The sequence below is a fragment of the Ralstonia sp. GX3-BWBA genome (assembly GCF_003290055.1).
Taxonomy (GTDB): domain Bacteria; phylum Pseudomonadota; class Gammaproteobacteria; order Burkholderiales; family Burkholderiaceae; genus Ralstonia; species Ralstonia holmesii.
On the sequence record NZ_QMKS01000002.1, the window covers coordinates 19,836 to 43,897 of the forward strand.

Here is a 24,062-nt window from a genome sequence, read left to right on the forward strand (position 1 = left end):
GCGGCGGGCAAAAACCAAAGCGTGCGTCAGAACTTGTGGCGCACACCCACGGCCACACCGACCTGGTTATCCGAGTTCGGCGTGATGAAGTACGTCTGCGATGCAGCCGGCAGATAGCCTACCGACGTTTGTGCGCCCGTTGCCGGGTTGGTCACGTAGCCGATCGAATCCCAGTTCAGCGAGCCATTGCGCGAATACGCGGCCGTCAGGTACACGTCGGTGCGCTTCGAGAAGTTGTAATCAGCAATGAAGTTCCACTGCTGCGGATTGCGCGGGTTGATCGTGGCGCCGCCGATGGTCGCTTCCTTGATGTTGTCGTAGTAGTACGACAGCGTCAGGCCGAGTGCCGGGGTGGCCTGGTAGTTCACGCCCAGCCAGTAGAGGTCGTCGCGGTGCGGCGTCAGTGCTGCTGTGGCGCCGCTGGAGGGCGCTTCGGTGTTGCCATAGCGGAAGCCTGCCATCACCTTGATCGGGCCCGTGGTGTAGCTGGCTGCAATGGCAGCGCGCTTGTCGCGGGCATATTCGTTGCCGCCCGACAGACCCAGGGCTTCTGCGGCCGTCAGCACCTTCACTTCGTCATACGCGACGCCCAAGCCAAACGGGCCAGCGAAGTAGTTCGCGCCGGCGCCGTAGGCCGAGTTGGCCGTGTTGCTGCCCGTGCGCTCGCCGAACGCCCAGTGGGCTTCGACCGTCAGCGGACCGAATGCAGCGCCGTACTTGATCATGTTGTCTTCGCGGAAGTTCGCACCCAGCAGGCCGACCACCGGCTCCCACTGCGTGGCATAACCGCTCGGCGAGAAGTTCGCCATCATGTCGAAGATCGTCGTGTACTGACGACCCAGAGTGATCTTGCCCCAGTTGCCCTGCAAGCCCACAAACGCCTGCCGGCCGAACAGACGGCCACCTTGCTGCAGCGTGCCGGTGTCCATACCGAAGCCCGATTCCAGCACGAACAGGCCCTTGAGCCCACCGCCGATGTCTTCAACGCCGCGCAAGCCCCAGCGGTTTGAAGACAGGCCGCCCGCCTGCATCGCAAGGCGCGATCCGCTGCTGCCCGGAATGGCAACCCCCGCCGCAGTCACGGCCTGCTCATGGTTGACGTATTCGACGTTCGCGTCGACCACGCCATACAGCGTCACACTCGACTGAGCCTGCGCAACACCCGCAAACGTGCCCAGCACTGCCAATGCCAGCAGCGATTTCTTCATCGGTCGGTCTCCAGATCTTTAATTATTGAGTTCAGTGGCGGGCAGACCCTCCGTTCTCGTCTTCCCGCCCCATGACTTTCAAACGAAGTCGCTGACTAATGTAGCAACGCGGTACTGGGCTCGGTCGAAATTTGCGAACGAATGTTCGTAAACGCGCGTTTGCTGTCTGATCTCGGCAACAGGCTGTTTCCGAATTTGAAATAGATCGGCGATAGGCGTGCTCGATTCCTTGCGGTTTTAGATGCGATCCGCGCGCCAACAGGGTTATCCCGTACAGTAGTGTTTGGTCTACCAGGTTCTGACCGGACGCAATGTGCCGCGCGGTGCCGGCTTTACAATGGCGATCGCGCCGCACGCCATTGCCGGCGGTGCCCGTACCTATGCTCGACCGCTTCATCCCCGAATTCGACCGCGCTTTGCGCGCTGTGGCAGGCGTCACCCGCGCCAGCCGACCGAACCCTGCTGACGCCGTTATCGTGTCCTCCTCCGCGGACAGGACCGATAACGCGACCAAGCCTTCTGAGGCCGACCGCCGCCATGCTGCCGGCCTGATGCGCGTGAACCATGTCGGCGAGGTCTGCGCGCAGGCCCTGTACCAAGGGCAAGCGCTGTTTGCCCGGGACCCGGTCATCCGGGCCCAGCTCGACGAAGCCGCACGCGAAGAAGAAGACCATCTCGCCTGGTGCGCCCAGCGCCTGCAGGAACTGAACGACCGCCCAAGCCTGCTCAACCCGCTGTGGTATGCCGGCGCGTTCGCCATCGGCGCGGTGGCCGGACGCCTCGGCGACAAGATCAGCCTTGGTTTCGTCGCCGAGACCGAGCGCCAGGTCGAGCATCACCTCGACGGCCATCTCGATGCATTGCCCGAGCAGGACACCCGCTCGCGCGCCATCGTCGCCCAGATGCGCGACGACGAAATCCGCCACGGCGACAATGCGCGCCAGGCCGGTGGCATTGATCTGCCTGCGCCGATCCGCCAAGCCATGCGTGCCGCGTCACGCGTCATGACCACCGCCGCCTATCGCATCTGACGCGCGTGTGGCGGGTCGACGGCCCGACGACACGGCGCTGGCTCCTCCATTCGCCCGAGCTTTGCCGCCTGCGGTCTGTGCCCTCGTATGAGGGCGCGGTCGCTCGCCATTCGCTCACGTGGTTTCTGCATAAACCACGCTATCTCCTTCATTTGATTGGGAAAAGTGACTTGTCTCCTCCGGGAGGGTGCGCTAAGTCATTGTTCTGATTGCAAATTTTCCGTCTCGCAGCCCTCCGCAAGCCTTGACCGCCTAAAGTCGTTCCTCTAAAGTGGGAAACAGTGTCAGAAAGTGTAGTTTTGTGGTTTAAAGAGGCTGTTTGCAGGCCAGTTGACGGCAAGGTGAGTGGCGATCGAATCGCCACACGGAGAGAGAAACCAACGTGTTCCAGGGTGCGTCGGCGCTGACGCTGGATGCCAAGGGGCGGATGTCCATTCCGTCGCGGCACCGCGAAGCGCTCCAGCTGCAGGCCGAGGGCCGGGTGACTGTGACCAAGCACCCGGACGGTTGCCTCATGCTGTTTCCGCGCCCCGAGTGGGAACGCTTTCGCGAGCGCATCGCCGCGCTCCCGATGGAAGCCCACTGGTGGAAACGGATCTTCCTGGGCAGCGCCGCCGATGTCGAACTCGATACCGCCGGCCGCGTCCTCATCACCCCAGAACTGCGCACGGCTGCCTCCCTTGAACGTGACGTGATGCTGCTCGGCATGGGCAGCCACTTCGAAGTCTGGGACGCCGCCACGTACACCGCGAAGGAGCAAGCCGCCATGGCGCAAGGCATGCCCGACGCCCTCAAGAATTTCTCCTTTTGATGACGCACGATGACAACCCAAGCCAGTACGGGACTGCGCCATCAGACGGTGCTCTTAGACGAAGCGGTCGATGCGCTCATCTGGCGCGACGACGGCATCTATATCGATGGAACCTTCGGGAGAGGCGGGCACAGCCGGCTCATCCTGGAACGGCTGGGGCCCGGCGGCAGACTTGTCGCCTTCGACAAGGACCCGGCAGCAATCACCGAAGCGGGCACCGTAGAGGATGCCCGCTTCGCTATTGAGCATGACAGCTTCGCGCAGATGGCCTCGGCTCTGGATGCGCGCGGCATTGAACGGGTGGCCGGCGTGCTGCTCGATCTCGGCATCAGCTCGCCGCAGATCGACGAAGGCGCACGTGGCTTCTCGTTCCGGATGGATGGCCCGCTCGACATGCGGATGGACACCACGCGCGGCATCACCGCAGCCCAATGGCTGGCCGAGGCTGATGAGCGCGACATTGCGAGGGTGATACGGGACTATGGGGAAGAACGGTTTGCTGTACAGATTGCAAAGGCGATTGTTGCTCGCCGGGGCCAATCCGGGGATCGAGGTCCTCTCGATCGCACATCCGAGCTTGCCGCGCTCGTGGCGCAAGCCGTCAAAACACGCGAGAAGGGCCAAGACCCTGCGACCCGCACCTTTCAAGCTTTACGGATTCACGTCAATCAAGAGCTTGCGGACCTCGAAACCGGTCTGAAGGCCGCCTTTGAACGCCTGGAGCAGGGGGGACGTCTCGTCGTGATCAGCTTCCATTCGCTGGAAGACCGCATCGTCAAGCGCTTTATGCAGGCCCTGGCGCGCCCGGAGCAATCCGCCGCGCCGGAACTGCGTCGGGCGCCGCTGCGTGCGCATGAGCTGCCGGCGCCGCAGTTGCGCCTGCTTGGCCGCGTGAAGCCGTCGGAGGCCGAGGTGTCGGCCAACCCGCGTGCGCGCTCGGCCATCATGCGCGTGGCCGAGCGTTGCTGAGCCGACGGAGACGCACGCCATGAACCGCCTGAACATGTTCCTGCTGACTGCGCTGGTGCTGTGCGCGCTGTCGCTGGTCAACGCACAGCATCAGGCGCGGCAACTGTTTGTCGCGCTGGATCGCGCGCAGGCGGAAGAGAAGCAACTCAACACCGACTGGTCGCGCTTGCAGTATGAGCAGAGCGCGCTGGGCAAGAGCGCTCGCATTGCCGACATCGCGAGCAAGCAATTGAAGATGTCGCCCGCGCAGGCGGGTCGCACGCAGTATCTGCAGGGGTTTGCCGATCTGCCGGCAGCAGGGGGGGGCTCCGGGGCTTCCTCGGCAGCGGCGAGCGCGCCCACGGCTTCCGGAGTACAGCCATGAGCGGCGCACGCAAGTCCAACGGCACCACGGCGCGCGCGCGCCTGGGCCAGTTCTCTGCCAGCCCTGTGCTTGGCCTGCGCCTGCCGATGTGGCGCTCGAAGCTGGTCGTGTTCCTGATGTTCGCGGCGTTCTTGGCACTGATCGGCCGCGCGCTGTGGATTCAAGGTCCTGGCAACCGCTTCTATGAAGTCGAGGGCAAGAAGCGCTTCCAGCGCACGCTGGAATTGCCGGCCACGCGCGGCAAGATTCTCGATCGCAATGGTCTGGTGCTGGCCACGAGTCTGCCGGTGAAGGCCATCTGGGCCGTGCCGGAAGACGTGCCCAACAACGTGCCTGGCGAAGAAATGAAGAAGCTCGCCAAGCTGCTTGACATGAACAACAAGGAGCTTTCGGGCAAGCTGGGGGAAGACAAAGGCTTTGTCTACCTCAAGCGCCAGGTGCTGCCCGAGGTGGCCGACCAAATCGCCGCGCTGAAGATCGAAGGCATCTATCAGACGCGTGAGTACAAGCGCTTCTATCCGGAAGGCGAGGCGATGGCGCACATCGTCGGGTTCACCAACGTCGAGGACAAAGGCCAGGAAGGCATGGAGTTGGCGCGCGAGTCCGACCTCGCGGGTGCCGCCGGCCAGCGTCAGGTGATCAAGGATCGGCTGGGCCGCGTGGTGGAAGACGTGGGGGTGCTCAAGGCCCCGCGTGATGGGCATGATCAGACGCTGTCGATCGACGCCAAGATCCAGTACCTGACGTTCAACGAACTGAAGGCCGCCATTGAGCGTACCCGCGCAAAGGCCGCCAGTGCGATCGTGCTGGATGCGCAGACCGGCGAGGTGCTGGCGCTCGCCAACTATCCGACCTACAACCCGAACGACCGAAGCCGCCTCTCGGGCGAGCAACTGCGCAACCGCGTGCTGACCGACACCTTCGAGCCCGGCTCGATGATGAAGCCGATCACCATCAGCCTGGCGCTGCAGCTCAAGCGCGTGACGCCCACCACGCTGGTACAAACCAACGGCAAATACAGCTTTGAAGGCGCGACCATTTCCGATACCGGCAACTACGGCACGCTGACGGTCGCGCAAGTGATCCAGCACTCCAGCAACATCGGTACGACCAAGATCGCGATGATGCTCAAGCCGCAGGAAATGTGGGACATGTTCACCAGCGTTGGCTTGGGGCAGGCGCCGAAGATCGGCTTTCCGGGCGCGGTGGCAGGGCGGCTGCGACCGGCAAACAAATGGCGCCGCATCGAGCAGGCGACCATGTCGTACGGCTACGGCCTGTCGGTGTCGCTGTTCCAGATTGCACATGCGTACACCATCTTCGCGCACGATGGCGAGCTGATCCCGATCACGATGTACCGCACTGATGGCCAGCCGCCGCAGGGCGAGCGCGTGATTTCGCCGGAGGTGGCGCGGCAGGTCCGTCAGATGCTTGAGACCGTGACGGCGCCCGGCGGCACCGCACCGCAGGCCCAGGTGATGGGCTACCGCGTCGGCGGCAAAACCGGCACAGCGTGGAAGCACACCGGGCGCGGCTATGACCGCTCGAAGTATCGCGCCTCGTTTATCGGCCTGGCGCCGATGTCGAACCCGCGCATCATCGTGGCGGTGAGCGTGGACGAGCCCACCGTGGGTAACCGCTATGGCGGCGGCGCGGCCGGCCCCGTGTTCTCCCAAATCGTGGGTGGCACCCTGCGCGCGTTGAACGTGCCGCCGGATTCGCCGGTGCGACAACTCGTGATGACCCCGGACGTGCCGGAAGAGCCGGTGGGGGGGCTGCAATGACAACCAAGCCCACCTCTGACCGCCCGACCATCGCCGCGCGCCTCGCGCCCGTGGTGGATTGGCTGCGCGCCCAGGCGCCGGCGGGTGCCGACCTCACCAGCGACACGCGCAAGCTCAAGACCGGCGACGTGTTCGTCGCCTACGTGCTCGGCAATGTGCGCCAGCGCGGCGATGGCCGTCCGCATATTCCGCAGGCGATCGAGGCTGGCGCTTCCGCCGTGCTGGCCGAAGCCCATGGCTATGCAATGCCCGCAGACGCGCCCGTGCGCATCCTGCCCGTAGACGGTCTGGCTGAACTGGCCGGGCCGCTGGCGGCACAGTGGTACGGCGTGCCGGGCCCGGACGCCTTGCGTGTGATTGGCGTGACGGGCACCAACGGCAAGACATCTTGTTCGCAATGGATTGCGCAGGCGCTGACCAAACACGGCCAGCGTTGCGCAGTGGTGGGTACGCTCGGCACCGGGTTTGTCGATGCGCTGGCCGCTACCGGCTTTACCACGCCGGATGCCATCCAGCTGCAGCACAGCCTCGCCGATCTGCACCGTGCGGGTGCCCGCGCCATCGCCATGGAAGTGTCGTCGCATGGTCTGGAGCAAGGCCGCGTCGATGGCACTTGCTTCGACATCGCGGTGTTCACCAACCTCACGCAGGATCACCTCGACTACCACGGCACGATGGCCGAGTACGAACTCGCCAAGGCGCGCCTGTTCGGCTGGCCGGGCCTGCGTGCAGCCGTCATCAACCGCGACGACGCAGCCGGTGTGCGCTTGCTGCAGAGCGCCCGAGCCGATGTCGAAACCATCGAATACGGCATCGACGGCGAAGCCGCTGCGCGGCACGGTGCCAAGCAATGGCTGCGCGCCAGCAACGTGCGTGCGCACCGCACCGGAACGACATTCGACGTGGACGGCAGTTTTGGCCATGCAACCGTCCATGCGCCCACGGTGGGTTTGTTCAACGTATCGAATCTTCTCGGTGTGCTGGGCGCATTGCTGGCCGCTGGCGTGCCGTGGCAGGACGCCATCGCGCGCCTGGAAAAGCTGCAACCCGTGAGCGGCCGCATGGAGCGTTTCGGCGGCGAAGACGGTCCGCTGGTGGTGGTCGATTACGCCCACACGCCCGACGCGCTGGAGCAGACGCTGCGTGCGCTTGGGCCGATTACCGAGGCGCGCGGCGGCAAGTTGTGGGCCGTGTTCGGCTGTGGCGGCGACCGCGACCCCGGCAAGCGTCCGCACATGGGCGCCATCGCCGAGCGCCTGGCGCCGCACGTTGTGCTGACCTCCGACAACCCGCGCAGCGAAGATCCTCAGCACATCCTCGACGAGATCGCCGACGGCATGGACAACCCGCGTGCCGCCACCCAGATCGAAGACCGCGCGGCTGCCATCCTGCATGCCGTGCGGCACGCCGATGCGCATGACGTGATCGTCGTGGCCGGCAAGGGGCATGAATCGACGCAGGAGATTGCCGGTCGCAAGCGACCGTTCTCCGATCAGGAGCATGTGCGCCTGGCGCTTGCAGCTCGCGGGGTGAATGCATGAGCGCCCAGACCGTGATGATGCATGCCACCGACGCCGCTGCCTGGATGGCCGGCGCCCATCTGGCTGGCCCCGACGCGGCGATCCTGCGCGTGACGACTGACAGCCGAGCCGTGCAGCCCGGCGACCTGTTCGTCGCGCTGATCGGCGAGCGTTTCGATGCGCACGATTTCCTGCCCGAGGTGGTCGCGCGTGGCGCTGCCGCCGTGCTGGTGTCGCGCGCACCTGCTGCCACGCTGGATGTGACCAACGTGGCCGTGCTGACCGTTGCAGATACGCGCATCGGCCTGGGCCAACTTGCCGCCGGCTGGCGCCGCCAGTTCCCGATTCCCGTCGTCGCCGTGACAGGCAGCAACGGCAAGACCACGGTCAAGGAAATGATCTCCGCGGTCTTCGCGCAGGCCGTGGGTGAAGACGCCCGCCTGGCGACCGCCGGCAACTTCAACAACGACATCGGCCTGCCGCTCACGCTGTTCCGCTTGAACGCGCAACACAAGCTGGCCGTGCTCGAACTCGGGATGAATCATCCGGGCGAGACGGCCGTGCTGGCCGCCATTGCCCAGCCGACCGTGGCGATGATCAACAACGCCCAGCGCGAGCACCAGGAATTCATGGTCAGCGTGGAAGCGGTGGCTGAAGAACACGCCGCCGTGCTGGCAGCGTTGCCGGCCGATGGCGTGGGGGTGTTCCCGCGCGACGCGGCCAACGGTGGCGAATATGCGCCGGTGTGGCAGGCCGCGGCCGGTGCGCGCCGCGTGCTCGATTTCGGTATCGAGGCCGGGGCTGTGACAGGCACGGTGGTGGACACCGCCGACGGTCAACGCATTCATGTGCAGGCCCCTGGCCAGCGCTTCGTCATCACCTTGCCGCTGCTCGGTCTGCACAACGCACGCAATGCGCTGGCCGCGACGGCATGCGCGCTGGCGGCCGGTGTCGCTCCCGAGGTGATCGCACAAGCGCTGGGCAACTTTGCTCCGGTCAAGGGGCGGCTGCAGCGCAAGCAGGGCACGCACGGCGGCCTCGTCATCGACGACACATACAACGCGAACCCGGATTCGATGCGCGCGGCGATCGATGCGCTCGTCACGCTGCCGGCGCCGCGCTGGCTGGTGCTGGGTGACATGGGCGAGGTTGGTTCGCAGGGCCCGGCTTTCCACGAAGAAATCGGCGCTTACGCGCGCGAGCACGGCATCGACGCAGTGCTGGCAACCGGCGAGCTTGCGCGCCACACGGTCGACGCATTCGGCGCAGGCGCGCAGCATTTTGCGTCGGCGGAGGACTTGATTGAACACGGCGTGCCCGCCATTGCGCCGGCCGCGACGGTATTGGTGAAGGGCTCGCGCTTCATGCGGATGGAACGCATTGTGGAAGCGCTGGTCTTGAAAGACCCGGTTGCGGATTTGTCGGCCGGTTCCAGCACACAACAGCAGCATTAAGGGAAGCAAGAACCCATGTTATTGGCATTGGCGCAATGGTTGCAGAACGACTACGGCTTCCTGCGCGTCTTCAACTATCTGACGTTCCGCGCCGTGATGGCATCTCTCACGGCGCTGGTGATCGGCCTCGGGTTCGGGCCGTTTGTGATTCGTCGCCTGACGGAACTGAAAGTCGGGCAGGCTGTGCGCAGCTACGGTCCGCAGACGCACCTGGTCAAGGCCGGCACGCCCACCATGGGCGGTGTGCTGGTGCTCATCGGCATTGCCGTGTCGACGCTGCTGTGGGCGGACTGGGGTAACCGCTTCATCTGGATCGTGCTGTTGGTCACGCTTGGCTATGGCGCGATCGGCTGGGTGGATGACTACCGCAAAGTCGTGCACCGCGATCCAAAGGGTATGTCTTCGCGCGAGAAGTTCTTCTGGCAGACCGTGATCGGCCTGTTTGCGGCGGCCTATCTGGCGTTCTCGGTGTCCGAGACGAGCAACATGCGCGTGCTTGAGCTGTTCATGGATTGGGTGCGCAGCGGCCTGTCACTGAACCTGCCGGCCAAGTCGCACCTGATCGTGCCGTTCTTCAAAGAGATCAGCTACCCGCTGGGCGTGTTCGGTTTCATCATCCTGACGTACCTCGTGATCGTCGGTTCCAGCAATGCCGTGAACCTGACCGATGGCCTCGATGGCCTGGTCATCATGCCGGTCGTGCTGGTGGGCAGTGCGTTGGGCGTGTTTGCCTACGTGATGGGCAGTGCCGTCTACAGCAAGTACCTGCTGTTCCCGCACATTCCGGGCGCAGGTGAGCTGCTGATCTTCTGCTCGGCGATGGCCGGGGCGGGGCTTGCCTTCCTTTGGTTCAACGCGCATCCGGCGCAGGTGTTCATGGGTGACGTTGGCGCGCTGGCGCTTGGCGGCGCGCTGGGCACGATCGCCGTGATCGTGCGTCAGGAAATCGTGCTCTTCATCATGGGCGGCATTTTCGTAGCCGAGACCGTCTCCGTGATGCTGCAGGTCACGTGGTTCAAGTTCACCAAGAAGCGTTATGGAGAGGGCCGGCGCCTGTTCCGCATGGCACCGCTGCATCACCATTTCGAGCTCTCCGGCTGGAAGGAAACGCAAGTGGTCGTGCGCTTCTGGGTCATCACCATGATGTTGGTGCTGATCGGCCTGTCGACCCTGAAGCTGCGGTGAACACGGACATGACCGACATGACCGAATCGATCAGCCCGGACGACATGGACGCCACGCAGCCGGAAGCGGCCGTGGACGCCGTTGTTGCGACGCTCGATTCTGCCGAGCCGATGCCCGCCGCTGAAACCGCGCAGGCGCCGCGCATGTTCGGCGACTTCGACTCGCCGGTGGTGTTGGTGCTCGGTCTCGGTGAGTCCGGCTTGGCAATGGCGCGCTGGTGTGCCCGTCATGGCGCGCGAGTGCGTGTGGCGGACACGCGCGAGGCACCGGCCAACCTGCCGACACTGCGTGCACACGTGCCGGATGCCGAATTCGTTAGCGGTCCGTTCGTCGTGTCGCTGCTGGACGATGTGGCGCTGGTGGCGATCAGCCCCGGGCTGTCGCCGCTGGATGCCAACGTCGCCGCGCTGCTGAGCGCCGCCAATGCGCGCAGCGTGCCGGTGTGGGGCGAGATCGAATTGTTTGCCCGCGCGTTGGCGGGTCTCAAGGCCGCGCAAGGCTACACGCCGCGCGTGCTGGCCATCACCGGGACCAACGGCAAGACGACCACCACGGCGCTCACGGGCGCCTTGGTGGAGCGCGCCGGCAAGACTGTCGGCGTGGCAGGCAACATCAGCCCGTCGGCGCTCGATAAGCTCGGCGAATGCGTTGACGCCGGCACGCTGCCCGACGTGTGGGTGCTCGAGCTTTCCAGCTTCCAGCTCGAAACCACGCACACGTTGGACGCCGATGCCGCCACCGTCCTGAACATCACGCAGGACCACCTCGACTGGCACGGCACGATGGACGCCTATGCCGCAGCCAAGGGCCGTATCTTCGGCGCCAACACCGTGCGTGTGCTGAACCGTCAGGACGCCGGCGTGATGGCATTCGCCAGCAAGAAGGGCGGCGATATCACGTTCGGTATCGACGAGCCGGGCACGCCCGATGCGCTCGGCCTGCTGCGCGATGGCGGCATGCCCTGGATCGTATTGGCCGAAGTCGATGAGGACGATCTGCCCAAGCCCACGCGCCGCAAGAAAAGCGACAACGTGCCGGCCGCGCCGGTGCCGGTGCGCCTCAAGCGCCTGATGCCCGCCGACGCACTGCGCATCCGTGGCTTGCACAACGCGACCAACGCGATGGCTGCGCTGGCACTGTGCCGGGCGATCGGCCTGCCGGTGAGCGCGCTGCTGCACGGCCTGCGCGACTACGCCGGCGAGCCGCACCGCGTCGAGCTGATCGCCGCGTTTGACGATATCGAATTCTTCGACGATAGCAAGGGCACCAACGTCGGCGCCACGGTAGCTGCACTCTCGGGCTTGTCCAAGCACGTCGTGCTGATCGCGGGTGGCGATGGCAAGGGTCAGGATTTCTCGCCGCTGGCAGAGCCGGTCGCGCAATACGCGCGCGCCGTCGTGCTGATCGGCCGCGATGCGCCGCTGATTCGCGAGGCTCTGGCCAATACCGGCGTCACGCTGGTCGATGCCCCGACGCTGGAAGTCGCCGTGCAGGAAGCCGCCGCGCACGCGCAACCGGGCGATGCCGTGCTGTTGTCGCCGGCGTGTGCCAGCTTTGACATGTTCCGCAACTATGAACACCGCGCCCAGGTGTTCCACGAGGCCGTGGCCGCGTTGGCGGCAGACCGAGGAGTCCTCCTATGAGCGACACCCAGATCAAGCGCAGCGGCTTCATCGGCGCGACCATCGGCAATGCGTGGGAAGGCCTGCGCGATGCTGTTTCGGGGGTCAAGCCCACGCGCTCGAAGATGATGGAGTACGACCAGCCGCTGATGTGGGTGGCGATCGTGCTGCTCGGCCTCGGGCTGGTGATGGTGTATTCCGCGTCGATCGCATTGCCGGATTCGCCCAAGTACGCCAACTACAGCAACGGGCACTTCCTGATTCGCCACATTTTCTCGCTGGTGATCGGGCTCATCGGCGCGATCGTCGCATTCCAGATTCCGGTCAAGTTCTGGGACAAGTACGCACCGAAGCTATTCATCATCGCGCTGGTGCTGTTGGTGATCGTGCTCGTCCCGCACGTGGGCAAGGGCGTGAACGGCGCGCGCCGCTGGCTGCCGCTGGGCGTGATGAACTTCCAGCCGTCCGAGCTGATGAAGCTGGCGGTGGTGCTGTACGCCGCCAACTACACCGTGCGCAAGCAGGACTGGATGCAGAGCGTGCGCAAGGGCTTCCTGCCGATGGGCGTGGCCGTGGCGTTTGTCGGCTCGCTCCTGCTGTTGGAGCCGGACATGGGCGCGTTCCTGGTGATCGCGGCCGTGGCCATGGGCATCCTGTTTCTGGGCGGCGTGAACGGCAAGCTGTTCGGCGGGCTGGTACTGACGGCAATTTCGACCTTCTCGCTGCTGATCGTGGCGTCGCCCTGGCGGCGCGAGCGGATCTTCGCGTACCTGAACCCCTGGCAAGAAGAATACGCACAGGGCAAGGCTTACCAGCTCACGCACTCGCTCATCGCGTTCGGCCGTGGCGAGTGGACCGGCGTCGGCCTGGGCGGCAGCATCGAAAAGCTTCACTACCTGCCTGAGGCGCACACCGACTTCATCCTGGCTGTGATCGGCGAGGAACTGGGCTTTGTCGGTGTGCTGATCGTGATCCTGCTGTTCTACTGGATGGTGCGTCGCTCGTTCGAGATCGGCCGCACCGCGTTGCAGCTCGACCGCACGTTCGCCGGTCTGGTCGCCAAGGGCCTGGGTATCTGGATCGGCTGGCAGGCCTTCATCAACATGGGTGTGAACCTCGGCCTGCTGCCGACCAAGGGCCTGACGCTGCCGATGGTCAGCTACGGTGGTTCGGGCATCCTGATGAACTGCGTGGCGCTCGCGCTGTTGCTGCGTATCGACTATGAAAACCGCGTGCTGATGCGTGGAGGCAAGGTATGACGGCAGGCATTTCGGCCGATCTGTCGCCGCGCACGCTCCTCGTCATGGCCGGCGGTACAGGCGGTCACATCTTCCCCGCACTTGCAGTGGCCAAGCTGCTGGCGGCGCGCGGCTGGAGGGTGGTGTGGCTCGGCAACGCGAACGGCATGGAAGGGCAACTGGTGCCCAAGCACGGGTTCCCTCTGGAGTCGGTGCAGTTTGGTGGTGTGCGCGGCAAGGGCCTCCTCACCAAGTTTCTGTTGCCACTCAACCTGTTGCGCGCGTTCTGGCAGAGCCTCGGCGTGGTGCGCCGTGTGCGTCCGAACGTGGTGCTGGGCATGGGCGGCTATATCACGTTCCCGGGCGGCATGATGAGCGTGCTGCTGGGGCGCCCGCTGGTGCTGCACGAACAGAATTCCATCGCAGGTCTGGCCAACCGCGTGCTCGCGCGCGTGGCCGATCGCGTGCTCTGCGCGTTTCCGAATGCGCTGTCCGGCGCCGAGTGGGTCGGCAACCCGATTCGCGCCGACTTGGCCATGCTGGCTTCGCCGCAAGCGCGCTACGCCGAGCGAACCGGTCCGCTGCGCGTGCTGGTCGTGGGCGGCAGTCTGGGCGCGGCGGCGCTCAACGATGTGGTGCCCAAGGCGCTGGCGTTGCTGCCGGCCGATACGCGCCCGATCGTCATCCACCAGGCGGGCGCCAAGCAGATCGACACGCTGCGCGCCAACTATGCAGCCGCCGGCATTGACGATACCCACGCGCAGCCCGTGCCCTTCATCGACGACATGGCGGCCGCGTATGCGCACGCCGATCTCGTGATCTGCCGTGCGGGCGCAATGACTGTTTCAGAAGTGGCCGCGGCTGGTGTCGCGGCGCTGTTCGTGCCGTTCCCGCATGCCGTGGACGATCACCAGACCACCAACGCGCGCTTCCTCTCCGAACGCGGTGCGGCGCTGTTGGTGTCGCAGCAGGAACTGGGTCCGGCATCGCTGGCAGATACACTCGCGTCCCTGACGCGTGCTCAATTGGCCGATATGGCGGCTAAAGCACGTGAGCAGGCACGGCCCGAAGCGGCCGAGCGTGTCGCCGACGTGTGTGTAGCGGTGGCACGGGCATAGGGAATCGAATCGATATGAAGCACATCGTCAAGAACATCCATTTTGTAGGCATCGGCGGCGCAGGCATGAGCGGCATCGCCGAGGTGCTGCTGAATCTGGGCTACCGCGTGACAGGCTCGGATCTGGGCAGCAGCGCGACCACGCAGCGCCTGGCAACGCTCGGCGCGACGATCATGCAGGGCCATGCGCCGGAGCACGTAATCGGGGCCAATGCCGTGGTCGTCTCCACCGCCGTGCGCGGCGACAACCCGGAAGTGCTGGCCGCGCGCGCCAAGCGCATCCCCATCGTGCCGCGTGCGGTGATGCTGGCTGAGCTGATGCGCCTGAAGCAGGGCATCGCCATTGCCGGCACGCACGGCAAGACGACGACCACCAGCCTGGTCGCCTCCGTGCTGGCCGAAGGCGGCCTGGACCCGACCTTCGTGATCGGCGGCCGCCTGAACTCGGCCGGCGCCAACGCGCGGCTGGGCACGGGCGATTTCATCGTCGCTGAGGCGGACGAATCCGACGCGTCGTTCCTCAACCTGTTCCCCGTGATCGAGGTCATCACCAATATCGATGCCGATCACATGGACACCTACGGGCACGACTTCGCGCGCCTGAAGCAGGCCTTCATCGAGTTCACGCAACGGCTGCCGTTCTACGGCATTGCCGTGCTGTGCGTGGACGACCCGAACGTGCGCGAAATTCTGCCGTTCGTCTCCAAGCCTGTTGTGCGCTACGGCTTTGCCGAAGATGCGCAAGTGCGTGCCGTCAATGCGCGCGCCGTCGATGGCCGGATGGAATTCACCGTGATCCGCCAGCTCAACGGCCATGCCGAGCCGCCGCTGTCGATCACGCTGAACTTGCCGGGCATGCACAACGTGCAGAACGCGCTGGCCGCCATTGCAATCGCCACCGAACTGGAAGTGCCGGACGAGGCCATCGTCAAGGCGCTGGCCGAGTTCAACGGCGTGGGCCGCCGCTTCCAGCGTTACGGCGAAGTGCCGACCGCTGACGGCAAGGGCCGCTTCACGCTCATCGACGACTACGGCCACCACCCCGTCGAGATGGCCGCCACGCTGGCCGCAGCGCGCGGTGCGTTCCCCGGTCGCCGCCTCGTGCTGTCGTTCCAGCCGCACCGCTTTACCCGCACGCGCGATTGCTTCGAAGATTTTGTGAAGGTGCTCGGCACCGTAGATGCGCTGCTGCTGGCCGAGGTGTACGCCGCCGGTGAACCGTCCATCGTCGCCGCCGACGGCCGCGCGCTGACGCGTGCGCTGCGCGTGGCCAACAAGATCGAGCCGGTCTTCGTGGAGCAGATCGAAGACATGCCGCAAGCGATTCTGGATGCAGCGCAGGACGGCGACGTGGTGATCACCATGGGTGCGGGATCGATCGGGCAGGTGCCCGGTCAAGTGGTTGCGTTGCAGGCGCAGGCGCGCACGGCAAACGTCGTGGATCTGAACGGAGGCGCCGCAGCATGACGACCGGTCCGTTTGTTCCGAATCCGACGATCGACCCGAAGTCCCTCGGCAAGGTGGGCGTGCTCATGGGCGGCCGGTCCGCCGAGCGCGAAATCTCGCTGATGTCCGGCAACGGCGTGCTGGCTGCGCTGCGCGCGCGCGGCGTCGATGCGCACCCGTTCGACCCGGGCCTGCAGGCCGTGGCCGATCTGGCCAAGCAAGGGTTCGACCGCGTGGTGATCTCGCTGCATGGCCGCTTTGGCGAAGACGGCACGATCCAGGGCCTGCTCGAGCAATTCGGCATTCCGTACACCGGCAGCGGCGTACTCGCGTCTGCGCTGGCGATGGACAAGGAAGCCACCAAGCGCCAATGGCAGACCCACGGCCTGCCCACGCCCGATTTCGTGATGTTGCATGCCGGTGCCGACTGGCAAGCCGTGGCCGACCGCCTTGGCCTGCCGCTGATCGTCAAGCCGGCGCGCGAAGGTTCGTCGATCGGTCTGACCAAGGTCACGAGCGCCGCCGAGCTGCCCGCCGCCTACGAAAAGGCCGCGCGCCTGGACCGCGACGTGATGGCCGAGCAGTTCATCGAAGGCGACGAGCTGACCTGCCCGATCATCGGCGAGGGCGAGAGCGCCACCGCATTGCCGCTCATTCGCATCGTCGCGCCGCAGGCCAACTACGACTACCAGAACAAGTACTTCACCGACGACACGCGCTACGAATGCCCGGCACCGATTCCCGCCGACGTGGCCGCCCGCGTGCAGGCGCTGGTGGTGCAGGCATATCGCGGGCTGGGCTGCCGCGGCTGGGGCCGCGCCGACATCATGCTGCGCAAGTCCGACAACGCGCCGTTCCTGCTGGAAATGAACACGTCGCCGGGCATGACTGGCCATTCGCTGGTGCCGATGGGCGCACGCGCTGCTGGTATCAGCTATGAAGATTTCGTGTTGCAACTGGCGGCGAGTGCATCGCTGGAGCTGCACGCGAGCACCGACTGGAAACCAGAGTAATCAACGCAACGTCAGCGAAACCGGACAACACAACGTTATGTGGCACAACACCCGTCTCCTCAACGCCGTCGCGAGCGCGCTATATGCGCTGCTTGCGCTTGGTGCGTTGGGTGTTGGGGCGGTCTGGCTGATGCAGCGACCGATGTTCCAGCTGCAACAGGTGCGTGTGATGCCGATGGCCGGCAGCGAGTTGCGCCACGTGAATGTGCCCAGTCTGCGCGCCAACGCGCTGGCCAAGCTGCGCGGCAATTTCTTCTCGTTGAATCTGGACGATGCGCGCGCCGCGTTCGAATCCGTGCCGTGGGTGCGACGTGCGAGCGTGCGCCGCGTGTGGCCCAACGGGCTGCTGGTCGAAGTGCAGGAACACGAAGCCCTGGGCACCTGGGGCGGCAATGAGTCCGGCAAGCTGGTCAACACGTATGGCGAAGTCTTCGTGGCCAACCTGGCTGAAGCCGAAGACGACACCGACCTCGTTGCGCTGGCCGGTCCCGAAGGTACTGAACAGGACGTGGTCGACAAGCTGGAGACCATGACCGAGTGGTTCAAGCCGATGAATGTCGAGCCGTTGAGCGTGACCCTTACCGACCGCTACGCCTGGCGCGCGCGGTTGTCCAACGGCACGGTCATCGAGCTGGGCCGCGAACTGAATGACGATGACCGCACAGCGCTGGCCGCGCGTGCCCGCCGTTTTGTGCGTGCGTGGCCCGAGGTGACGAAGCGCTGGGGCGGTCAGATCGAATACGCCGATCTGCGGTATCCGAACGGATTCGCAGTTCGGGCGGCGGGTGTGCGCTTCCTGACCGATGCGCAGGCCGCGGTGCTGGCCAAGGGGGGCAAGTTGCCCGGCACCGCGAATGGCACCAGCGGTGCTGCAAAGCCGAAAGCCACGCTGGGGGGTAAGCCGGCGGCCAACAACAAAGCAACGCGAAGCACAGAGAAAACGCGATGAGCAAGGAATACAAGGATCTTCTGGTCGGGCTGGACATCGGCACCTCCAAGGTGGTGGCGGTGGTGGCCGAGCTGCGTCCTGACGGCGCCTACGAGGTCATCGGTATGGGCCAGACCGAATCGAAGGGGCTGAAAAAGGGCGTGGTTGTCAACATCGAGGCGACCGTCCAGTCGATCCAGAAAGCGCTCGAAGAAGCGGAGCTGATGGCCGACTGCAAGATCAGCGAGGTCTTCACCGGCATCGCGGGCAGCCACATCCGCAGCTTCAACTCGAGCGGCATGGTTGCGATCAAGGACAAGGAAGTCACCTCCACCGACGTGGCGCGCGTGATCGAGACCGCCAAGGCCGTCAACATCCCGACCGATCAGCAGATCCTGCACATCCTCACGCAGGAATTCATCATCGACGGCCAGGAAGACGTGCGCGAGCCGATCGGCATGAGCGGCATCCGGCTTGAGGTGAAGGTGCACATCGTGACGGGCGCCGTCAGCGCAGCGCAGAACATCGTCAAGTGCGTGCGCCGCTGCGGGCTGGAAGTGCATGACCTGATCCTGCAGCCGCTGGCTTCAAGCCTGGCGGTGCTGACCGAAGACGAGAAGGAACTCGGTGTGGTGCTGGTCGACATCGGCAGCGGCACGACCGACATCGCCATCTTCAGTGAAGGTGCGATCCGCCACACGGCCGTGATTCCCATCGCCGGTGACCAGATCACCAACGACATCGCCATGGCTCTGCGCACGCCAACGCCGGATGCAGAAGACATCAAGATCCAGTACGGCATCGCCAAGCAGGTGTTGGCCGATCCGGACGAGATGATCGACGTGCCAGGCGTCGGTGATCGCGGCCCGCGCACGCTCTCGCGCCAGGCGCTGGCCGCTGTGATTGAGCCGCGTGTGGAAGAGCTGTTCTCGCTGGTGCATCAGGTGGTGCGCGAATCCGGCTACGAGGAACTGCTCTCCAGCGGCGTGGTCCTGACTGGCGGTACCGCAATGATGCCGGGCATGGTCGAGCTGGGTGAAGACATGTTCTTGAAGCCAGTACGCGTGGGCGTGCCTGAGTACCGCGGCAACCTGCACGAGGTGGTGAAGAGCCCGCGTTACGCCACGGTGATGGGCTTGCTGCAGGAAGGTCGCGTGCAGCGCGTGCGCGGACGCAAGGTCGTCGTGCAGTCAGGGTCGGCCAAGCAGATCTGGACGCGCATGAAGGAATGGTTCATCGGCAACTTCTAAGCACGTGTGTGCTGGGTGTTGACGATGTGCTCCCTGGGGGGAGCAAGTTGAGTTTCTTGTTTTGATGTTTTTTGTTCAGGAACCAGGAGTTGCGGCGGGGAGGCTGCATCGTCTGGGACTGATCACTTCTGGAGGCAATGATGGACTTCGACATGATTGAAACGGAAATGCAGGACGGCACCATCATCAAGGTGGTCGGCGTCGGCGGCGCGGGCGGTAATGCCGTGCAGCACATGATCAACCGCGGCGTGCAAGGCGTGGAATTCATCTGCATGAACACTGATGCGCAGGCGCTCAAGCGCTCGACCGCATCGCGCGTGCTGCAGCTCGGCAGCACGGGCCTTGGCGCTGGCGCCAAGCCGGAAGTGGGCAAGCACTGCGCAGAGGAAGCCCGCGAGCAGATCGCCGACGCACTGCGCGGCGCGCACATGGTCTTCATCACCGCCGGCATGGGCGGCGGTACGGGCACGGGCGCAGCACCGGTGGTTGCACAGGTCGCCAAAGAAATGGGCATCCTGACCGTGGGCGTGGTGTCCAAGCCGTTCGAATTCGAAGGCGCACGCCGCTCGAAGGTTGGCGAGCACGGCGCGAACGACCTCGAGGGCAACGTCGATTCGCTGATCGTCGTGCTCAACGAAAAGCTCTTCGAAGTCATGGGCGATGATGCCGAGATGGACAAGTGCTTCCAGTGCGCCGACGACGTGCTGCACAACGCGGTTGCCGGCATTGCGGAAATCATCAACGTCGATGGTCTGGTGAACGTCGACTTCGAAGACGTGAAGACCGTGATGGGCGAACAAGGCAAGGCGATGATGGGCACGGCCACCGTGTCCGGCGTCGACCGTGCACGTCTGGCCGCTGAGCAAGCCGTGGCAAGCCCGCTGCTGGAAGGCGTGGACCTGTCGGGTGCGCGCGGCGTGCTGGTCAACATCACGGCCAGCCGCTCGCTGAAGCTGTCCGAGACCAAGGAAGTGATGAACACCATCCGCAGCTATGCCGCGGAAGATGCCACCGTCATTTTCGGTACGGTCTACGACGACGCCATGGGCGACGCACTGCGTGTGACCGTGGTTGCGACGGGCCTGGGCCGCGCTGCTCGCAACAAGCAGCAACAGCAACAGACGATGACGCTGCTGAAGACCGGTACCGACAACCAGCCGGTGGCGTTCGGCGGTAGCGCCGGTCACTCGGTGGCAGCTGCGCCGGACTACAGCAATTTCGACACCCCCGCCGTGTGGCGCAGCTCGCGTGAGTCGGCATCGGCTCACGTGGCAGCACTGCAAGAGAAGGGCGTCGACACGTACGACATTCCGGCATTCCTGCGCAAGCAGGCGGACTGATCGGGCCCGCATTGGTTCGATAGCGCTCGCGCACGACCGACTGCCTGCGGCACCGCACGCCGCGCGCGGTTCACGGCTCCCCTCCCGTGATCGCCGTTGTGTGATGGCCCGCTGCTCGCAAGTCGACAGCGCTCGACGAACCGGACACAGTCGTTGCCGCCGGGCAGGTTGGCCTCTGGCCGCCTCCCCGGAAGGGTTCACCCCGCCCGGCGGGTGTATCCGTTCGTTGTGCCGCGCACGGTGCGTTCCGACCCAAGCGGCCTGATGGTGTTGTCTCCCAAGACCGCCCGCGTGATTCGTTCACGCGGGCGGTCTTGTTTTAGGAACGTGCTGCGCGGTCGCGCGGCAAGTTCTATGATCGCGATATCCGCTCACGCTCCTTGACGATCATGATCCAGCCTGGTCAACCGCTTCCCGATGCGACGCTCTACGAGTTCTTTGAACTGGAAAAGGACGGCTGCGCGCTCGGCCCCAATGCGTTTTCCGTCCAGCATCTGGCCGAGGGCAAGACGATCGTCATCTTTGGGCTGCCCGGTGCGTTCACGCCGACCTGTTCGGCGCGTCATGTGCCTGGCTATCTCGCTCACTTCGACGCGCTGCGCGCCAAGGGCGTCGACGAGATCTGGTGTGTGTCCGTCAACGACGCCTTCGTGATGGGCGCCTGGGCTCGCGCGCAAGGCACCGACGACAAAATCCGCATGCTGGGCGACGGCAGCGCAGAGTTCACCAGCAAGCTCGGCCTTGACCAGGACCTCTCCAAGCGCGGCATGGGCGTGCGCTCGCAGCGCTACGCGATGGTCGTGAAGGACGGTGTGGTAACAGCGCTACAGGTGGAAGCGCCCGGGCAGTTCGCCGTCAGCAGCGCCGAATCGATCCTGGCGATACTCTGACGCCACGCCAGCGGCTCCCCCAAATGGCGGAGTACCGCCCGCTATCCCGCCCCGCCTCAAGGCCGACGAGACCGTGGCGCCGAATCTGCGTGCACTGAGGTTGAGCAAAGTGTGGGCACCCCTAACATCCCGATACAAAAGTCGTTTTGAAGGCAGGGACGTGAAAATGGTATGATTAGGGTTATCACCTATGCAGACCGCATAGATAAAAACAATCGTAGAAATTTCGTGAGTTGAGGGCGGCCATGTTGAAACAACGCACCATCAAGTCCCTCGTCAAGACCGTCGGCATCGGGTTGCACTCGGGCCGTAAGGTGACGTTGACGTTGCGCCCGGCAGCCGCAGGCACCGGCATCGTCTTCACACGCGTTGACCTCGACCCGGCCGTCGAGATTCCCGCCACCGCCAGCGCCATCGGCGACACCCGCCTAGCGTCCGTGCTGCAGAAGGACGGCGCCCGTGTGTCGACCGTCGAGCATTTGATGTCCGCCTGCGCTGGCCTTGGCATCGACAATCTCTATGTCGACGTGGACGCCGAAGAAATCCCCATCATGGATGGCAGCGCGGCCTCGTTCGTATTTCTGTTGCAATCGGCTGGCATCGAAGAGCAGGGCGCGGCCAAGCAGTTCATCCGTGTGATCAAGCCGGTGGAAATCCGCGAGGGCGACAAGCTTGCTCGCCTCGACCCATACTTCGGCTTCAAGCTGTCGTTCACGATCGAATTCCGCCACCCGGCCGTCGACAAGACCGGCCAGACGTTCGAGATCGACTTTGCCGACACCAGCTACACGCGCGAAATCGCCCGCGCCCGTACGTTCGGTTTCGCGCATGAAGTTGAAATGCTGCGCGAGGTCGGTCTGGCACGCGGCGGCAGTCTCGACAACGCCATCGTGCTCGACGAGCACCGCATGCTGAACAACGACGAACTGCGCTACGGCGATGAGTTCGTCCGTCACAAGATTCTCGATGCGATTGGCGATCTGTATGTGGTCGGCCACCCGCTGATTGCTGCGTACACGGCGCACAAATCGGGCCACGGCCTGAACAACGCGCTGCTGCGCGCGCTGCTGGCCGATGAAACGGCCTACGAGATCGTGACGTTCGACAAGGCGGAAGAGGCGCCGCGCGCGTTCCTGCCCCAGTTGCAACCTGCGTTTTCTTGACCGGCTGACGCGGCCGTCTGCATGAAAGAAGCGCCCCGCGGGGCGCTTTTTATTTGGGCCGTGCGGCAGGCGGAACGTGCCGGGCGATCATTTCCGCCAACGCTTGGCGCAGCGGTGAATCGGGCAGTTCGTTGGCGAGCGCCGCCAGGCTGTTGACACCAACTGCCGTCATCTTGGCGCGTTTAGGCGGCTTTTCGGTCTCTTGTGGCCACAAACTGTCGCTGCCGCCCTGCGGTTGTACCCTCACCCGAATTGCGGTAATCTGCGATCCCCGGCGCTGCAGACGCTCCAGCAAGGTGGGTACCACCTGCCGTAAGCGCGCCGCAGCCGCACTATGTGCGGCGAGCAACACCAGAGTCGCTTCCCGGCTATCGCGCGCATCGTTCTTGATGCCACCGATCGCCACGCCGCCGCCCAAGCCGGGCGGCAACAGCGACAACACCTCCGCTTCCAACGACGCCAATTGCCTGGCCGCCTGCATCAGCGGGCCGACCGAACCGGCACCCGAGAGCCAGTCCTGGACGGGTTTTGCCACAGGCGTCTTGAGAGCGGGATGAACAAAGATTCGCATGCCGGCATTGTAGGGCGCTTCGTCGCGCTTTCGTGCCGGTGGGCAGCTTTTTTGTCCGGAAAACGAGCGATGCAAATCATCCTGATTCACCCGCGCAAGGCCGGTGCAACGCACCTGTCGCGACGCGGCGTCTTTGTGGCTATCGGCGCGGCGCTGCTGGCCGTGGCGACCCTGTCCGTCGGCGGTACGTGGCTGGCGGCCAAGCAAGGCCTGCTGCCGGGGGCGGCCGCTTCTGCGGTTGTCGGCGCAGACCAGCGTGTCACCCGCGAAAACCTCAACCTGATGGCCGCGCGCATTGGCGAAATGCAGGCGCAGATCGCCCGCCTGGACGCGCTGGGCGCCCGTGTGTCGGGCCTGGCGGGTGTGCAGCCCCGCGAGTTCGATTTCAAATCGCAACCGAGCCGCGGCGGCCCGGAGGGTGCATTCTCTCGGCCGATGTCGATGCCGGAAATTCAGTCCGAGCTGAATCGCCTGACGCGCTCGGCCGACCAACGCAACGATTATCTCAGCGTGCTCGAGAGCACCCTGATGGACCGGCAGATCCACGCCAAGATGATGCCCACCGTGCGCCCGGTGGCCACGGGCTACGATTCTTCGGGCTTTGGCACGCGAATCGATCCGTTCACGGGCCGGCGCACGCAGCATGACGGCGTCGACTTTGTCGGCCCGGTTGGCACGCCCATCGTGGCGGCTGCCGGTGGCGTGGTGGTGGCCAGCGAGTTCCACCACGAATACGGCAACATGATCGATATCGACCACGGCAACGGCCTGAAGACGCGCTATGCGCATGCGTCCAAGGTATTTGTGAAGGTCGGCGACATCGTGAAGGCGGGCGAGCGCATCGCGCTGATCGGCCGTACCGGCCGCGCCACTGGGCCGCATCTGCACTTCGAGGTGCACGTCAACGATGTCCCGCAGAATCCGGTAGCTTTCCTGGAGAACGCCGGCCAGCCCAAGATGGCGGCCAACAAGGCCCCCGCGCCGAAGGTTGCGGCGGCCGATATCGGAAAGAGCATGGCGGCGGCCGGCCATTGATCTAGCGCGGGTTGCAATCGGGGCGCCCGTCCCCAGTTCAGCGTGAGTGTGCGGACGGCGTTCGTGCGGCCCTAAAGTGCGGCGTCCCTGCCACATCCGGCGGTTCTGCCGCCATCAAGCGGG

Annotated in this window: 21 protein-coding genes; 19 read left to right on the top strand and 2 right to left on the bottom strand. The window is 64.9% G+C overall.

Going from position 1 to position 24,062, the window contains the following annotated elements; all coding sequences use genetic code 11:
* Window positions 1-26: 26 nt before the first annotated feature.
* Window positions 27-1,208 (bottom strand): porin, encoded by a 1,182-nt coding sequence (locus tag DOD19_RS00845; protein ID WP_024979193.1) that lies wholly within the window; start codon window positions 1,206-1,208, stop codon window positions 27-29.
* A 380-nt stretch (window positions 1,209-1,588) separates the two neighbouring features.
* On the opposite strand from DOD19_RS00845, the gene coq7 reads away from it, so the two are divergent.
* The 18 genes from coq7 (at window position 1,589) to lpxC (ending at window position 22,333) form a co-directional block, all read left to right on the top strand.
* A complete protein-coding gene (gene coq7 / locus DOD19_RS00850; RefSeq protein WP_112183564.1) occupies window positions 1,589-2,239 on the top strand; it encodes a 2-polyprenyl-3-methyl-6-methoxy-1,4-benzoquinone monooxygenase in 651 nt (216 codons plus the stop codon).
* A 382-nt stretch (window positions 2,240-2,621) separates the two neighbouring features.
* Window positions 2,622-3,050: a division/cell wall cluster transcriptional repressor MraZ gene (gene mraZ / locus DOD19_RS00855; RefSeq protein WP_024979191.1), complete on the top strand. Its 429-nt coding sequence runs from the start codon at window positions 2,622-2,624 to the stop codon at window positions 3,048-3,050.
* 9 nt (window positions 3,051-3,059) lie between these two features.
* Window positions 3,060-4,019, top strand: coding sequence for a 16S rRNA (cytosine(1402)-N(4))-methyltransferase RsmH (gene rsmH / locus DOD19_RS00860; RefSeq protein ID WP_112183567.1), 960 nt, complete (start codon window positions 3,060-3,062; stop codon window positions 4,017-4,019).
* 19 nt (window positions 4,020-4,038) lie between these two features.
* Entirely contained in the window at window positions 4,039-4,383 is a 345-nt protein-coding gene (gene ftsL, locus DOD19_RS00865) for a cell division protein FtsL (RefSeq protein WP_112183569.1), read from the top strand.
* Entirely contained in the window at window positions 4,380-6,167 is a 1,788-nt protein-coding gene (locus DOD19_RS00870; RefSeq protein WP_112183570.1) for a penicillin-binding protein 2, read from the top strand. The genes ftsL and DOD19_RS00870 overlap by 4 nt, the downstream gene beginning before the upstream one ends.
* On the top strand, window positions 6,164-7,708 hold the full coding sequence (locus DOD19_RS00875) for a UDP-N-acetylmuramoyl-L-alanyl-D-glutamate--2,6-diaminopimelate ligase (protein ID WP_112183572.1): 1,545 nt from the start codon (window positions 6,164-6,166) through the stop codon (window positions 7,706-7,708). The genes DOD19_RS00870 and DOD19_RS00875 overlap by 4 nt, the downstream gene beginning before the upstream one ends.
* Window positions 7,705-9,141 carry a UDP-N-acetylmuramoyl-tripeptide--D-alanyl-D-alanine ligase gene (murF, locus tag DOD19_RS00880; protein ID WP_112183574.1) on the top strand — a complete coding sequence of 479 codons (1,437 nt, stop codon included), beginning with the start codon at window positions 7,705-7,707 and terminating at the stop codon, window positions 9,139-9,141. The genes DOD19_RS00875 and murF overlap by 4 nt, the downstream gene beginning before the upstream one ends.
* Before the next feature lie 15 nt (window positions 9,142-9,156).
* Window positions 9,157-10,326, top strand: coding sequence for a phospho-N-acetylmuramoyl-pentapeptide-transferase (gene mraY, locus DOD19_RS00885; protein WP_024979185.1), 1,170 nt, complete (start codon window positions 9,157-9,159; stop codon window positions 10,324-10,326).
* 143 nt (window positions 10,327-10,469) lie between these two features.
* Window positions 10,470-11,969 (top strand): UDP-N-acetylmuramoyl-L-alanine--D-glutamate ligase, encoded by a 1,500-nt coding sequence (gene murD / locus DOD19_RS00890; protein WP_204360016.1) that lies wholly within the window; start codon window positions 10,470-10,472, stop codon window positions 11,967-11,969.
* Window positions 11,966-13,207, top strand: coding sequence for a putative lipid II flippase FtsW (ftsW, locus tag DOD19_RS00895; protein WP_112183578.1), 1,242 nt, complete (start codon window positions 11,966-11,968; stop codon window positions 13,205-13,207). Before murD ends, ftsW begins: the two co-directional genes overlap by 4 nt.
* A complete protein-coding gene (murG, locus tag DOD19_RS00900; protein WP_112183580.1) occupies window positions 13,204-14,304 on the top strand; it encodes an undecaprenyldiphospho-muramoylpentapeptide beta-N-acetylglucosaminyltransferase in 1,101 nt (366 codons plus the stop codon). The genes ftsW and murG overlap by 4 nt, the downstream gene beginning before the upstream one ends.
* A gap of 14 nt (window positions 14,305-14,318) precedes the next feature.
* Complete coding sequence (gene murC / locus DOD19_RS00905) at window positions 14,319-15,770, top strand: UDP-N-acetylmuramate--L-alanine ligase (RefSeq protein WP_112183582.1); 1,452 nt, start codon at window positions 14,319-14,321, stop codon at window positions 15,768-15,770.
* A complete protein-coding gene (locus DOD19_RS00910; protein WP_045204764.1) occupies window positions 15,767-16,762 on the top strand; it encodes a D-alanine--D-alanine ligase in 996 nt (331 codons plus the stop codon). Before murC ends, DOD19_RS00910 begins: the two co-directional genes overlap by 4 nt.
* Before the next feature lie 37 nt (window positions 16,763-16,799).
* Window positions 16,800-17,711 (top strand): cell division protein FtsQ/DivIB, encoded by a 912-nt coding sequence (locus tag DOD19_RS00915; RefSeq protein WP_024979179.1) that lies wholly within the window; start codon window positions 16,800-16,802, stop codon window positions 17,709-17,711.
* The gene (ftsA, locus tag DOD19_RS00920) at window positions 17,708-18,940 is read left to right on the top strand and encodes a cell division protein FtsA (RefSeq protein WP_024979178.1); all 1,233 of its coding nucleotides are present in this window, start codon (window positions 17,708-17,710) and stop codon (window positions 18,938-18,940) included. Before DOD19_RS00915 ends, ftsA begins: the two co-directional genes overlap by 4 nt.
* 140 nt (window positions 18,941-19,080) lie before the next feature.
* Window positions 19,081-20,280 carry a cell division protein FtsZ gene (gene ftsZ / locus DOD19_RS00925; protein WP_024979177.1) on the top strand — a complete coding sequence of 400 codons (1,200 nt, stop codon included), beginning with the start codon at window positions 19,081-19,083 and terminating at the stop codon, window positions 20,278-20,280.
* A gap of 389 nt (window positions 20,281-20,669) precedes the next feature.
* Entirely contained in the window at window positions 20,670-21,170 is a 501-nt protein-coding gene (locus DOD19_RS00930; protein WP_112183701.1) for a peroxiredoxin, read from the top strand.
* Window positions 21,171-21,415: 245 nt separating this feature from the next.
* Window positions 21,416-22,333, top strand: a complete 918-nt coding sequence (lpxC, locus tag DOD19_RS00935) for a UDP-3-O-acyl-N-acetylglucosamine deacetylase (protein WP_024979175.1) — start codon at window positions 21,416-21,418, stop codon at window positions 22,331-22,333.
* A 49-nt stretch (window positions 22,334-22,382) separates the two neighbouring features.
* On the opposite strand, the gene DOD19_RS00940 is transcribed toward lpxC, so the two are convergent.
* Complete coding sequence (locus DOD19_RS00940) at window positions 22,383-22,904, bottom strand: DciA family protein (RefSeq protein WP_024979174.1); 522 nt, start codon at window positions 22,902-22,904, stop codon at window positions 22,383-22,385.
* A gap of 69 nt (window positions 22,905-22,973) precedes the next feature.
* On the opposite strand from DOD19_RS00940, the gene DOD19_RS00945 reads away from it, so the two are divergent.
* Window positions 22,974-23,939: a M23 family metallopeptidase gene (locus tag DOD19_RS00945; protein WP_112183584.1), complete on the top strand. Its 966-nt coding sequence runs from the start codon at window positions 22,974-22,976 to the stop codon at window positions 23,937-23,939.
* Window positions 23,940-24,062: the final 123 nt, after the last annotated feature.